Origin of the sequence: Halomonas sediminis (assembly GCF_044871105.1) — a bacterium.
In the GTDB taxonomy this organism is placed as follows: domain Bacteria; phylum Pseudomonadota; class Gammaproteobacteria; order Pseudomonadales; family Halomonadaceae; genus Vreelandella; species Vreelandella zhuhanensis.
Genome location: NZ_CP085246.1, coordinates 1,378,379 through 1,391,577, shown reverse-complemented (window position 1 = coordinate 1,391,577; position 13,199 = coordinate 1,378,379). Strand labels below are relative to the sequence as shown.

The 13,199-nt window shown below is 57.0% G+C and carries 10 protein-coding genes; 2 read left to right on the top strand and 8 right to left on the bottom strand.

The genetic code is table 11. The annotated features are described in order from the left end of the window. Nucleotides 1–28 precede the first annotated feature (28 nt). Nucleotides 29–913: a DNA replication terminus site-binding protein gene (locus tag LG290_RS06710; protein WP_160416918.1), complete on the top strand. Its 885-nt coding sequence runs from the start codon at nt 29–31 to the stop codon at nt 911–913. Between the two features lie 4 nt (nt 914–917). On the opposite strand, the gene LG290_RS06705 is transcribed toward LG290_RS06710, so the two are convergent. Continuing rightward, complete coding sequence (locus LG290_RS06705; protein WP_160416919.1) at nt 918–1,238, bottom strand: hypothetical protein; 321 nt, start codon at nt 1,236–1,238, stop codon at nt 918–920. Nucleotides 1,239–1,563: 325 nt separating this feature from the next. Here LG290_RS06705 and LG290_RS06700 point away from each other — a divergent pair, with 325 nt between their 5' ends. After that, on the top strand, nt 1,564–2,466 hold the full coding sequence (locus LG290_RS06700; protein WP_499836751.1) for a helix-turn-helix transcriptional regulator: 903 nt from the start codon (nt 1,564–1,566) through the stop codon (nt 2,464–2,466). Between the two features lie 108 nt (nt 2,467–2,574). On the opposite strand, the gene LG290_RS06695 is transcribed toward LG290_RS06700, so the two are convergent. The 7 genes from LG290_RS06695 to gyrA all read right to left on the bottom strand — a co-directional run bounded on the left by LG290_RS06695 (nt 2,575) and on the right by gyrA (nt 13,172). Then, nucleotides 2,575–2,952 (bottom strand): histone-like nucleoid-structuring protein, MvaT/MvaU family, encoded by a 378-nt coding sequence (locus tag LG290_RS06695; protein ID WP_160416921.1) that lies wholly within the window; start codon nt 2,950–2,952, stop codon nt 2,575–2,577. Nucleotides 2,953–3,363: 411 nt separating this feature from the next. Then, on the bottom strand, nt 3,364–5,040 hold the full coding sequence (rpsA, locus tag LG290_RS06690; protein ID WP_499836750.1) for a 30S ribosomal protein S1: 1,677 nt from the start codon (nt 5,038–5,040) through the stop codon (nt 3,364–3,366). Between the two features lie 185 nt (nt 5,041–5,225). After that, nucleotides 5,226–5,915: a (d)CMP kinase gene (cmk, locus tag LG290_RS06685; protein ID WP_499836749.1), complete on the bottom strand. Its 690-nt coding sequence runs from the start codon at nt 5,913–5,915 to the stop codon at nt 5,226–5,228. Next, on the bottom strand, nt 5,908–8,220 hold the full coding sequence (locus LG290_RS06680; protein ID WP_499836748.1) for a bifunctional prephenate dehydrogenase/3-phosphoshikimate 1-carboxyvinyltransferase: 2,313 nt from the start codon (nt 8,218–8,220) through the stop codon (nt 5,908–5,910). The genes cmk and LG290_RS06680 overlap by 8 nt, the downstream gene beginning before the upstream one ends. Beyond that, nucleotides 8,217–9,326, bottom strand: coding sequence for a prephenate dehydratase (gene pheA, locus LG290_RS06675; protein WP_499836747.1), 1,110 nt, complete (start codon nt 9,324–9,326; stop codon nt 8,217–8,219). Before pheA ends, LG290_RS06680 begins: the two co-directional genes overlap by 4 nt. Nucleotides 9,327–9,331: 5 nt before the next feature. Then, the gene (serC, locus tag LG290_RS06670) at nt 9,332–10,435 is read right to left on the bottom strand and encodes a 3-phosphoserine/phosphohydroxythreonine transaminase (protein ID WP_499836746.1); all 1,104 of its coding nucleotides are present in this window, start codon (nt 10,433–10,435) and stop codon (nt 9,332–9,334) included. Then, on the bottom strand, nt 10,419–13,172 hold the full coding sequence (gene gyrA / locus LG290_RS06665) for a DNA gyrase subunit A (protein WP_499836745.1): 2,754 nt from the start codon (nt 13,170–13,172) through the stop codon (nt 10,419–10,421). The genes serC and gyrA overlap by 17 nt, the downstream gene beginning before the upstream one ends. Between the last annotated feature and the right edge of the window lie 27 nt (nt 13,173–13,199).

The window sequence follows — 13,199 nt, the reverse complement described above, 5'->3', positions numbered from 1 at the left end:
CCCACTGACCGATCGAGACGCCGCGACCATGCCCGAGATGCCTCCCGCCAGCTACCGCCTTCTGGCCGAATTGGAAGCGGCGTTTGATACGTTACTCGCGCAGCTGGAACAGGTGGTAATCACCTTCGAGCGCAGTGACTGCCCCGCCTGGGCCTTTGCCGAACCCGTTGCGGATGCCGCCTGGCTCAGGCAGGCATTGATGGACATGTGGCATGAAGAAGGCCAGGATGGCAGGGAGACGCGCAATTACATTGGCTTGATTGCTGCCGATGCGCCATTGATCGAAGAAGTCGTCAAGGCCAACCAGGCCAAGGCCAGAATCAGCGACCTCTTGCAGCGCATCAAACAAACCACACCGCACGCCTTGAGTGAAGCGAAGGCACTGTTACCTCAGCGCCATCCGCAGGTTAATAGCCTGCTGCGCCGCGGTGGGCTTGCCAAGCTGCATCTCAAGCAATGCTGGAGACAGTTGCCGGTGGCTCAGGCGCCGGTCGCCCGCGTAAGGCTCGCCTGGTATTCCAGCGGACGCTCGATCAAGCGTTTGAGCGTTCAAGAGGCAGAGGCAAAGCTGCTTCAGCTGGATACGCAAGCCGCTCATGTGCAGATCCAGCTGCGTAAGCTTGCAGGATTACCCAGCCAGGAAATACTGGCCCAGGTACAGGCCCAGGCACCCTTGATGCGGGCCAACCTGTTCTATGTGGAGCCTCTGGAAGACGGTCATACCCGCCGGGCACTCAATGTCGCACTTCCCTTGTTTGTGCCTGCACCGGAACAACGCCTGCCGGATTACAACATTCCTCCGGCCCACCCACCCAGCCAGCGCACCCGCGCCCGTCGTCGTGACGAAAAACTCGAAGACGATGCCTTCCTTCCCAGCCTACGTGCTTATCGTTACCGGCAACCAAGCATTTAGCCCTTCATTTGCATAGGCCGAAACGCAGCAGCGTATCAAGCAACTGCTTGACGCTTTCTCCAGACTGTTGATATTCGCTCATCAAGGCCTCCAGGCGCTGCTGAAACTGCTCTTCGCGTTGCGCCTGGCGCTTCTCGACCTCTAGCTCTTTATCGTCATCCTCCAACGTCTGGAGCGATCTCACCGGGGGGCCGGTCGGGATATTAAACGAATTATTGGGGTCGTCGAGCTGGCGCAGCGCTTCTCCGAACGCATCATCGAGTTCGCGAAACCGGCGCAGCTTGTCGCGCTCATCCAACACTTTGTGGGCTTTTTGATATTTCATTGACGTCCAATTAACACCCTATCGTAAGACCATTAAAACAAAACTGTGCCCAAACGCTTATACAGCCTAATTAAACTTGCCTTCATGCTTTATTATCAGCATAAAGGCAGCATCTTTTTTGCTTGAAGTAGGAAACCGTTTTTTTTAACCGCTTGCAAGCAGCTTCACAACAAAAACGCTACATGAATTGACGAAAAATACGCCGAGCTCATCTACCGCATCATTGGATGAGGCCTAGCTACGCAATTGCATCAATGGCACCGGGAAGGTGCCTGCAGGCTTGTGCCACACCTCGCCTGCATAACTCAGCACAGAAGGCTAGATAATGTTCAATGCCATGGTAAGAGCTGAAATCTGGCTGCAAGAGAACCTGGATAAGCCACTGGGGATTGAAGCCTTGGCGGAACATCTAGGGTATTCTCCCTCACAGGTACGCCGTCAATTTCGGCAATGCTTTCATACATCACCTAATGCCTATCGGGAAAAACGCCGTCTTGAACGTGCTACCGTTCTGCTGGCCTTTACCCTGAAAAATATAGCGCAGATTGCACATTATTGCGGCTACTCCAATCATTCTTCCTTTTCCCGGGCATTTCAGCGCCAGCATGGCGTAAGTCCTCGCAATTTCCGCCATGCTCTACGACGCAACTTGAGCCAGGAGCTTTACGCCCCCGCCACGTCGATCGGCTACACACCTCCGGTCGATTGTATCACTTCAATTGAAAAGTGCGCGGCAAGGCAAACGGTCATGATGCGTCTCTATCAACCCCTGGAGCAAATAGAAGGGCTCGGCAATAGCGCCCGACATGCGGACAATCTGGAGAGCCTCACCTCTCGCCTGGCCTCTGCCACACCGATTGTGGCGCTACCGGATGCACTGGCCGCCAAGGTTGGCGAACTGGAAGGTTTAATGGGTAATGCTTACCCTACCCCCGCTGCACGTACAGATGTCGGGCTGTACTTGAACAGCGACCAAACAGCTTCCGATATGGCCTTGCCCATACCTTATCGACGTCTTGACCTGGGTTCACATTACTACGCAAAAACGCTTTATCAGAAGACAGACCATTTTCATCATGTTCTTAATCAAGTGCTTTACCAGTTAGTGCTGGGCAAGGTGACTCCTCTTCAAATCAGCGGGGAGCCACCTCAGATTCTTTGGTATCCGGACCACCTTGAGTTAAGAATCCCCCTGGTGGAAGAACACAAATTAGAAGGCATTGACTGAATGCGCCAAAGTGCCTGAACCTCTAAACATGAATCTACAATACGGATTTTTCAAACAAGCCACTGTGCCGACACCCTTACTGGCAAGGGTGTTCGATTAGAGCAGCTATCAGTCTTCCATACGGACCAACCAGGATTCCACGGTTTCATCACCGTATTGATCCTTCCAGCTGCGCAGCCCCTTGTGATTTCCACCGCGAGTTTCAATTATCTCACCGGTATGAGGATTCTTGTAAATCTTGAGACGACGCTTACGCCGACCAGTGGCTGGAGCGCCGGTCGCTTTGGTAGCGGCACGATCAGTGCTGGGGTCCAGCAACGCAATAACGTCAGCGGCACTTTTCTCGAATTCGTCCATTAGCGCTTCGAGACGCTCTTTAAATTCGAGCTCGCCTTTCAGACGTTGATCGCCTTCCAAGCGCTGAAGCTCTTCCTGCAACTGCTTTAGTTGCTGTTCTTTTTGGATATATTCATTCAGAAGTGACATGGAATGTTCCTTAGTTGGATAAAAATAGGCAGGGCTTATAAGTCAGCAGCTAGTGGCCAAGAAGATAGAAATGGCGGCCATCTAGCAGCCAAGAAACTCAGAAACACGCTTTAGCTCGGAGAATACGGTGTTATTATTCCTGCAATTGCTTCAATAGACAACAGGCTAGTTAATTTTTTATGAACTTTTAAGATTAAAAATCGTTAAAAGCTTTTCTCTTACTTGACGATAGATTATTTAAATACAATGGAAGGATGCAGAGATCAGAACACGTTTCTTCGTTAAATTTAGATATCTTGCTGCTAATCCAGAAAAAATCCATAAGAATCCAGTTAAAAGACCCCATCAAAAAAGCGCCGCCTTTTCAGGCGGCGCTTCTACAGCACTTGACTCAGCGGCGAATCAAACCAATCAGTCTTGGCCCATCTGCTGCTTGATCAATTCACCAATGGTGGTCGGACCACCGGTTTCCGGTGCTTCCTCGCGGATCTTCTTCAGATTCTGACGCGTATCATCCTGCTCTTTGGCCTTGATAGACAGATTGATCTGACGGTTCTTGCGATCCACTCCGACAATGCGAGCTTCAACGCTGTCGCCTTCGTTCAGGACATTACGCGCGTCTTCGACACGGTCTGCGCTGATTTCAGACGCCTTGAGTACCGCCACGACATCAGTCGCCAGCTCCACTTGCGCTTCCTTGGCATCAACTTCAATGATACGGCCAGTCACGAGACTGCCTTTATCATTGACTGCCAGGAATTCGGCAACCGGGTCTGTGTCCATCTGCTTGATACCCAGGGAGATACGCTCACGCTCCGGGTCGATAGACAGGATAACCGCTTCAGCTTCGTCGCCCTTCTTGAAGTGGCGCACGGCTTCTTCACCGGTTTCCGTCCAAGAGATGTCGGACAGGTGAACCAAACCGTCGATGCCGCCTTCCAGACCGATGAAGATACCGAAGTCGGTGATCGACTTGATGGTACCGGAAACACGGTCGCCCTTGTTGTACTCGGCGTTGAAGGTTTCCCAAGGATTAGCGGTGCACTGCTTGATGCCCAGGGAGATACGACGACGCTCTTCGTCGATATCCAGCACCATGACGTCGACGTCATCGCCCACTTGAACGACTTTCGACGGATGGATGTTCTTGTTGGTCCAGTCCATTTCAGAGACGTGAACCAGGCCTTCGACACCTTCTTCCAGCTCGGCAAAGCAGCCGTAGTCGGTAAGATTGGTGACCTTGGCGTGCACCTTGGTGCTTTCCGGATAACGTGCCTTGATGTTGACCCACGGATCTTCGCCCAGCTGCTTCAAGCCCAGTGATACGCGATTGCGTTCACGATCGAACTTGAGCACCTTGACATTGATCTCGTCGCCGACAGCCACGATTTCGGACGGATGCTTGATGCGCTTCCAGGCCATATCGGTGATGTGCAGCAGGCCGTCGACGCCACCCAGATCCACGAACGCGCCGTAGTCGGTGAGGTTCTTAACGATACCCTTAATCTGCTGACCTTCCTGAAGCGTCGCCAGCAGCGCTTCGCGTTCTGCACTGTTCTCGGCTTCGAGAACGGCGCGACGCGAAACCACCACGTTATTACGCTTGGGATCGAGCTTGATGACCTTGAAATCGAGCTCTTTGTTTTCCAGGTGGGCCGTGTCGCGCACCGGACGCACATCGACCAGAGAGCCCGGCAGGAAAGCACGAATAGAGTCGACCTCGACAGTAAAGCCACCTTTGACTTTGCCGTTGATCACGCCCTTGATGATTTCGTCTTTCTCGAAGGCTGCTTCCAGGATCTTCCACGCTTCGGCGCGCTTGGCTTTTTCGCGTGACAAACGCGTTTCGCCGAAGCCATCTTCCACGGCTTCCAGCGCAACGTGCACTTCGTCACCGATGGCAATGTTCAGCTCGCCATTTTCATCGCGGAATTGTGAAGCGGGGATCTGGCCTTCGGATTTCAGACCGGCATTGACAGTAACCCAATCGCCGTCAATGTCCACAACCTGGGCCAAAACGATGGCGCCCGGCTCCATGTTGATGTCGTTAAGAGACTGTTCAAACAGTTCAGCAAAGCTTTCGCTCATGGTGTTCCTACGTGATCAACGTTGTTGAGGCATTAATGCCTTCTCCGCACCACCAGCAAGTGCGGGCCTATGTGCTCTGCCTTCGGGGATGTTAACGCTGGTTCGACCTGACCGGGCTCACGGATGATGTGATAGTAGTGCCCTGCCACGTCATGACATCTCACCAAAGGCGCCGCAAGGGAGAATCAGGTGCCTTGTACCATGCCACGCTGGACAAGCAGTTCGGTCAGCCGTTCTACCACTTCCGGTATACTCAGGCGCGTGGTATCAAGCGTAATGGCATCGTCTGCCGGCTTGAGAGGTGCCACGCTGCGCTGCATGTCGCGTGCATCGCGCGCCTGAATCTCCTTTAAAAGACTCGAAAGACTAGCATCCACTCCAGCTTTTTGCAACTGAAGATGTCGCCGCCGGGCACGCTCTTGCGCACTGGCGGTAAGAAATATTTTCAAGGGGGCCTCGGGAAACACCACCGTGCCCATATCGCGACCATCTGCCACCAAGCCGGGGGCTTTCCGGAAATCTCGCTGACGCTGTAACAACGCTTGCCGGACCTCGGGCAGCGCCGCTATTTGAGAGGCGCGCTCCCCGACCGTTTCCCGGCGAATCACCCGGGTGACGTCCTCGCCTTCCAGAAGCACCAGGGGGCGCCCTTCTTCTACCGGAAATGCCACATCAAGCTCGGCTGCCAGGCGTGCAAGCTGGGGTTCGTCATCCAGCGCCACACCATGCTTGACCGCCGCCTGGGCGGTGAGACGATACAAGGCGCCGCTATCCAGCAGATGCCAACCCAACCGCTCGGCGACCAGGCCACTTATGGTGCCTTTGCCGGCACCCCCGGGGCCATCGACAGTCAGCACGGGCACGGCGTCACTCATGGCCAACCTCCCCGGCTTTCTCCGTCGCCCTCTCTTCCGTCACCCTCTCTTCTGTCACGTTCAGGCCTATCCGGCCTGCCAGCGTGATGAAATCGGGAAATGACGTGGCGACATTGGCACAATCATCGATCACGATATCCTCACTGGCGCGCAGCGCCGCAATCGCAAAGGCCATCGCAATACGGTGATCACCCAGACTGTCGACACGCCCGCCGCCATAGCTGGGGCCCGAGGCCCCGTTGCCGACAATATCAATGCCGTCTTTCACCACGCTGTGTTCAACGCCCAGCACCGCCAAGCCATCGGCCATGGCCTGAATTCGATCCGATTCCTTGACGCGCAACTCTTCGGCACCGCGCAGGCGCGTCCTGCCTTCGGCATTGGCAGCGGCGATGAACAGGGCGGGAAATTCGTCGATCGCCAGCGGCACCTGCTCCACCGGAATATCGATACCCTTGAGCGGTGCATAGCGAACACGGATCTCGGCGACCGGCTCCCCCCCCACTTCACGGCTATTCTCCAGAGTCAGGTCGGCGCCCATCAGCTTGAGAATATTGATCACGCCGATACGTGTCGGGTTGATGCCCACGTGTTCCAGAAGGAGATCCGAGCCCGGCGTAATCGCCGCGGCAACCAGGAAAAAGGTGGCCGAAGAAATATCCGAAGGCACATCGATCGGCCCGGCAACCAGTTTATTGCCGCCTTCAAGCCAGCAGGTGTCACCTTGGCGCGAAACGGGGTAACCGAAGCCGTTGAGCATGCGTTCGGTGTGATCGCGGGTGGGCGCCGGTTCGCGCACTCGGGTCTCGCCCTCGGCGTAAAGCCCCGCCAGCAGCAGGCAGGATTTCACCTGGGCACTGGCCATGGGCATAGCGTATTCGATGCCTTCAAGCTTGGCGCCACCACTGATCTTGAGCGGCGGACGCCCACCCTCGGCGGTTTCGATCCGGGCGCCCATCAGACGCAACGGATCGGCCACACGGTTCATGGGCCGCTTGGTCAGGGAGTCGTCACCGGTGAGCTCGCTATCGAATGCCTGGCCTGCCAACAAGCCGGAAAACAAGCGCATGGCGGTACCCGAGTTACCGACATACAAGGGGCCGGAAGGCGCTTTCAAACCGTGCATGCCCACCCCATGGATAGTCACACGGCCTTGGTGCGGCCCTTCGATGGCCACGCCCATTTCACGAAATGCCTGAAGCGTTGCCAGGCTGTCCTCCCCTTCGAGAAACCCTTTTACCTCGGTCACGCCTTCGGCCAGAGCGCCGAGCATGATCGAGCGGTGTGAAATGGACTTGTCGCCGGGCACGCGCAAACGCCCCTGGGCATTCCCGCCGGGACTTACCCGATAGGTCAGCTTGCCTTGTGGTTGCATGTGGTATTCCGCCTGATAACTGGTCTTGTTCAAAAGCGATTCAAAATAATGCCGGGCGTGGCTGGCCCGGTCGAACGTCGCCAGCATGGCGTCGCTATCCGAGCTCTCTACCGCCTGGCGCAGCCGTGCCAGCCCTGCTTCGAAATCGTCCAGCGAGGCCAGTACCGCCTCGCGGTTGGCGACGAAAATGTCGCGCCACATTACCGGGTCACTGCCGGCGATACGGGTAAAGTCTCGAAAACCACCCGCCGCGTAACGAAAGATCTCTAGGCGCTCGTCCTGGCGCGCCAGACTATCCACCAGCGAGAACGCCAACAAATGCGGCAAATGGCTGGTGCGTGCCAGTACCTGATCGTGACGCTCTACGGCCATTTCCAGAACCTCGGCACCACAGGCTTCCCACAGGCGACGCACTCGCGCCACGGCATCGGGCCGCGTGGTCTCGGCAGGCGTCAAGATGACCTTGTGGTTTTGGTAAAGCCGGGGATTGGAGGCCGCCACGCCGCTTTTCTCCGAACCGGCAATCGGATGGCCCAGCACCAGATTGTTCGGCAGGCCGCCGAAAGCACGCTCGGCGGCCTGCCGAATCGCCGCCTTGGTGCTGCCCACGTCGGTAATCACCACGTCAGCCGCGGCCTTGTCCAGGTGCTCGGCCAATTCGCGCATCACGCCTTCCATGGCCAATACCGGGACTGCCAACAGGATCATGGAGGCATCCTTGACCATGGGGCCAAGCCGGGTGTCGCCTGAATCGATCAAGCCCATGGCCACACCGCGGGCAACTTCCTCGGCATCCGGGTCGCAGGCCACGATTTCACCCCGAGCGCCTTCGCGGCCGAAACCCGCTTCACGCAAGGCGGCAGCCAAGGAGCCGCCGATCAAGCCCAAGCCGACAATCAACAACCTTGATTCGGTTACCTTCAGGCTCACAGCACACCCTGAGGGTAGGAACCCAGCACCTTGACCTCGGCCGCTCGCAGCCTGACTTCCTCGAGCATGGCCGCCACCTGCGGCTCTTCATGATGCCCCTTGAAGTCGATGAAGAAGACGTAATTCCAGACACCGCTGCGCGACGGTCGCGTTTCCAGGCGCGTCAGGTCGATCTGATGACGATGGAAGGGCTCAAGGAGGTCATGCAGGGCACCGGGCTGGTTGCGCATGGCGACGACCAGGGAGGTCTTGTCGTCACCCGAGCGGGGCACATCCTGATTACCGATGATCAAGAAACGCGTGGAATTATCCGGGCGGTCTTCGATCTTTTCCGTCAACAGGGTCAGGCCGTAAAGCTTGGCGGCCATGTCGCCGGCAATCGCGGCACTGTGCCATTCGGTCTTGACCAGTTTGGCGGCTTCGGCATTGGAGGCAACCGGCACGCGCTCGGCATGCGGAAAGTGGGCATCCAACCATTTGCGACATTGGGCAAACGACTGCGGGTGCGAGTAGATACGCGACACTTTATCGCGACGCGTGGTATCCGCCACCAACAGATGATGATGGATACGCAGCACGACTTCGCCGCAGATACGAATCGAGGAATCCATGAACGAATCCAGGGTGTGATTGACCACCCCTTCCGTGGAATTCTCGACCGGCACGACGCCATAATTGACCGCACCGGCTTCCACTTCGCGAAACACTTCATCGATTGCCGCCATGGGCAGGCTGATCGCACTCTCACCGAAATGCTTGAGCGCCGCCTGCTGGGTAAAAGTGCCTTCAGGGCCTAAATAAGACACCTTGATCGGCTGCTCGAGCGCCAGACAGGCAGACATGATTTCACGAAACAGTCGCGCCATCTCCTCGCTGTCCAGCGGCCCCGGATTCAGCGCCATGATTCGCCTGAGCACCTGTGCCTCACGTTCCGGGCGATAGAATACCGTGCCCTTGTCGCGACTCAGCTTCACCTTGGCCACATGCTGGGCACAGGCCGCTCGCTCACTGATCAGGCGCAGAATGTCCGTATCCAGCTGGTCGATCGTCTCGCGCAACTCGTCCAGATTGTTGGAGGAGTCAGTGTTGCTGGGGGAGTCAGACATGGTGATTAGCCCCTTCTTTGTTCGAAATCCGCCATGAAGGCGATCAACGTATCCACGGCGTCTTCAGGCACGGCATTGTACAAGCTAGCCCGCATCCCCCCCACGCTGCGGTGGCCTTTGAGGTTCAGCAACCCGGCGGCATTCGCTTCGCTCAGAAAGTCCGCGTCCAGACGGCTATCCGCCAGCACGAACGGAACATTCATGCGTGAGCGGTTGGCCGCCACTATGGGGTTGGAATAAAGGCCGCTGGTATCGATCGCGGCATACAGCTTGGCGGCTTTACGAGCATTGATAGCCCCCATGGCATCCAGCCCGCCGATATCGGCTTTCAGCCATTGGAACACCAGCCCGGCAAGGTACCAGGCATAAGTAGGTGGCGTATTGACCATTGAGCCGCCCTCCGCCATCGCCTTGTAATCGAACAAGGAAGGAATGGCCTTACAGGCTTGATCGAGCAGATCATCGCGCACGATTACCAGCGTCAATCCCGCCGGGCCGATATTCTTCTGTGCACCGGCGTAGATGATGCCGAATTTCGACACATCCAGAGGAGCGGCAAGAATACTCGACGACATGTCACAGACCAGCGGCACCTCGACACCGTCCGGGCGAACAGCCTCTGGAGTGTAATCGAATTCGAGCCCGCCGATGGTTTCATTGGCGGTGTAATGCAGATAAGCCGCCTGGTCGCTTAATTTTAGCGCCGAGGGCCGAGGTACGGCTGTCTGGCCATTGGCCTCACTGCTGGCGGCCACATAGTAATCAAACCCGAGATGCCTCGCCTCGGCGATCGCCTTCTTGCCCCAGATGCCGGTATGGATGAAATTGGCACTGCCACCATTACCCAAGAGGTTCATCGGCAACATGGCAAACTGCAGGCTGGCGCCCCCCTGCAGGAACAGGACGCGATAGTTATCAGGCAGCTGCAACAATTCCCGCAGGTCCGCCTCGGCCTTTTCGGCAATGGCGACGAACTCATCACTGCGATGGCTCATTTCCATTATCGAAAGCCCATGCCCCTGGTAATCGAGCAACTCGCGCTGGGCGCGTTCGAGTACCGCCTGAGGTAGCGCCGCCGGTCCGGCGCAGAAATTATAGTGACGTGTCATCAGACTGCCCTTCCCCTGAATCGTCCTGTAAATCGCTGTTCGGCTCTGCGCTCAGCGGCGCTTCTTGCGCCTGCGCTTCCCCCGACAGCGGTGCTTCCAGGGCCTCGTCTGTTTCCAGCGGCGCGTCTTCCAGCTCATCGATGCGCACGGTCTTGACCAGCTTTTCGTTTACACCCAGACGAATCAGCATGACGCCCTGGGTGTTACGCGATGTGGACGAGACCTCTTCCACACGGGTACGCACCAGGGTGCCACGATCGGTAATCAGCATCATTTCATCGCTGGGATAGACCTGCATGGCCGCTACCAGTGAGCCGTTGCGCTCGCTGGTCTGCATCGCGATAACGCCTTGACCACCGCGCCCGCGCAGCGGGAATTCTTCCAGACGGGTACGTTTGCCATAGCCATTTTCGCTGGCGGTCAAGATGTAGATCTGTCCTGCATTGCTGCTTTCGCCTGCAGATTCAACGGCTGCTTCGTTTTCAGCCTCTTCTTCCACATCGATCTTCTGGCTCTGGGGAATGATCAGGCTGATCACCTCGGCGCCCTTGGCCAGGCGCATACCGCGCACGCCACGCGCCGTGCGCCCCATGGCGCGAACGTTGCCTTCCTCGAAACGAATCGCCTTGCCATTGGAAGACAGCATCATGGCATGATCGACACCGGAGGTAATCGCCGCGCCCACCAGGCGGTCGTCTTCTTCCAGGTCGATGGCGATCAGGCCCACGCTACGCGGCCGTGAGAACTGCTCCAGGCTGGTACGCTTGACGGTACCCTTGGCGGTGGCGAAGAAAATGTAATGTTCGGGGTCGTAGCCGCGCACCGGCAGGATGGTGCTGATCACCTCGCCTTCGTCCAGCGGCAGCAAATTGACCAATGGCTTGCCGCGCGACCCACGGCTGGCATTGGGCATCTCATAGACCTTGAGCCAATAGACCTTGCCACGGTTGGAAAACAGCAGGATGGTGTCATGCGTCGAGGCCACCAGCAGGTGCTCGATGACGTCCTCGTCTTTCATGGCGGTAGCGGATTTTCCGCGCCCACCACGGCGCTGCGCCTGATAGTCGGAAAGCGGCTGCGTCTTGGCGTAACCCGAGCGTGACACCGTGACCACCATGTCTTCCTCGGCAATCAGGTCTTCCATGCTCAAGTCCAGATGGCTGAACTGGATCTCGCTGCGCCGATCATTGCCGAACTGGTCGCGTACCGCGTGCAACTCTTCGCGAATCACTTCCATCAAGCGATCGGCCGAGGCCAGAATCCGCGTCAATTCGGCGATTTTTTCGAGGATGGCGAGGTATTCATCCAGCAGTTTTTCGGTTTCCAGCCCGGTCAAACGATGCAGGCGTAACTCCAGGATCGCCTGGGCCTGGGCTTGAGACAACCGATACTGCGTCGCGGAAGGATTGAGACCGTAACCCTCTTCCAGCTCTTCGGGCTTGCACGAGGTAGCCCCGGCACGCTCCAGCATGCCGGTGACCTGTCCCGGCTCCCAGTTCTTGGCCAGTAGCTTTTCGCGGGCTTCAGCGGCGTTGGGCGATGCCTTGATCAGCTCGATAACCTGGTCGATATTGGAAATCGCTACCGCCAAACCTTCCAGGATATGGCCGCGCTCACGGGCTTTCTTGAGCTCGAACAGCGTACGCCGGGTCACTACCTCGCGGCGGTGACGGATAAAGGCTTCCAGCATTTGCTTGAGGTTCAGCGTGCGCGGCTGGCCGTTTTCCAACGCCACCATATTGATACCGAACACGTTTTGCAGCTGAGTCTGGGCAAAGAGGTTATTGACCACGACCTCGCCCGACTCGCCGCGCTTGACCTCGATCACGACGCGCAAGCCATCCTTGTCGGATTCGTCGCGCAATTCGGCAATGCCTTCGATTTTCTTGTCTTTCACCAGCTCGGCGATCTTTTCGATCAACCGCGCCTTGTTCACCTGATAAGGCAGTTCGCTGATGATGATATGGTCGCGGCCGGATTTATCGTCGTGCTCGATGGTGTGACAGGCCCGCACATAAATGCGCCCACGCCCGGTGTGATAGGCATCGATGATGCCCGCACGGCCATTGATGATGGCCCCGGTGGGGAAATCCGGGCCGGGGATGTAATGCATCAAATCATCGATCGACAAGGTGTAGTCATCGATCAATGCCAGACAGCCATCGATGACTTCGCGCATATTGTGCGGGGGAATATTGGTCGCCATGCCTACGGCGATCCCCGAAGAGCCGTTAATCAACAGATTGGGCACTTTGGTCGGCATAACGTCGGGAATACGCTCGGTACCGTCGTAGTTGTCGACCCAATCGACGGTATCCTTTTCCAGGTCGGCGAGAAGCTCATGCGCCAGCTTGGACATGCGCACTTCGGTGTAACGCATGGCGGCGGCACTATCGCCGTCTATCGAACCGAAGTTCCCTTGGCCATCGACCAGAACGTGGCGCATCGAGAAATGCTGGGCCATGCGGACGATGGTGTCATAAACGGCACTGTCACCATGGGGGTGATATTTACCGATGACATCGCCGACCACACGCGCCGATTTCTTGTACGGTTTGTTCCAGTCATTACTCAGTTCATGCATGGCAAACAACACACGCCGATGAACCGGCTTGAGGCCGTCGCGCACGTCGGGAAGAGCGCGACCGATAATGACACTCATCGCGTAGTCGAGATACGACTGTTTAAGCTCGTCTTCGATATTGACGGGCAGGATTTCTCTGGCGATGTCACCCATGAAAGTCAGATCCTTTGCACTGCATTT

Coding starts and splice junctions, on each gene's coding strand:
- LG290_RS06710 (WP_160416918.1), top strand. CDS start 29: ATGCCCGAGATGCCTCCCGCCAGCTACCGCCTTCTGGCCGAATTGGAA.
- LG290_RS06705 (WP_160416919.1), bottom strand. CDS start 1,238: ATGAAATATCAAAAAGCCCACAAAGTGTTGGATGAGCGCGACAAGCTG.
- LG290_RS06700 (WP_499836751.1), top strand. CDS start 1,564: ATGTTCAATGCCATGGTAAGAGCTGAAATCTGGCTGCAAGAGAACCTG.
- LG290_RS06695 (WP_160416921.1), bottom strand. CDS start 2,952: ATGTCACTTCTGAATGAATATATCCAAAAAGAACAGCAACTAAAGCAG.
- rpsA (WP_499836750.1), bottom strand. CDS start 5,040: ATGAGCGAAAGCTTTGCTGAACTGTTTGAACAGTCTCTTAACGACATC.
- cmk (WP_499836749.1), bottom strand. CDS start 5,915: ATGAGTGACGCCGTGCCCGTGCTGACTGTCGATGGCCCCGGGGGTGCC.
- pheA (WP_499836747.1), bottom strand. CDS start 9,326: ATGTCTGACTCCCCCAGCAACACTGACTCCTCCAACAATCTGGACGAG.
- serC (WP_499836746.1), bottom strand. CDS start 10,435: ATGACACGTCACTATAATTTCTGCGCCGGACCGGCGGCGCTACCTCAG.
- gyrA (WP_499836745.1), bottom strand. CDS start 13,172: ATGGGTGACATCGCCAGAGAAATCCTGCCCGTCAATATCGAAGACGAG.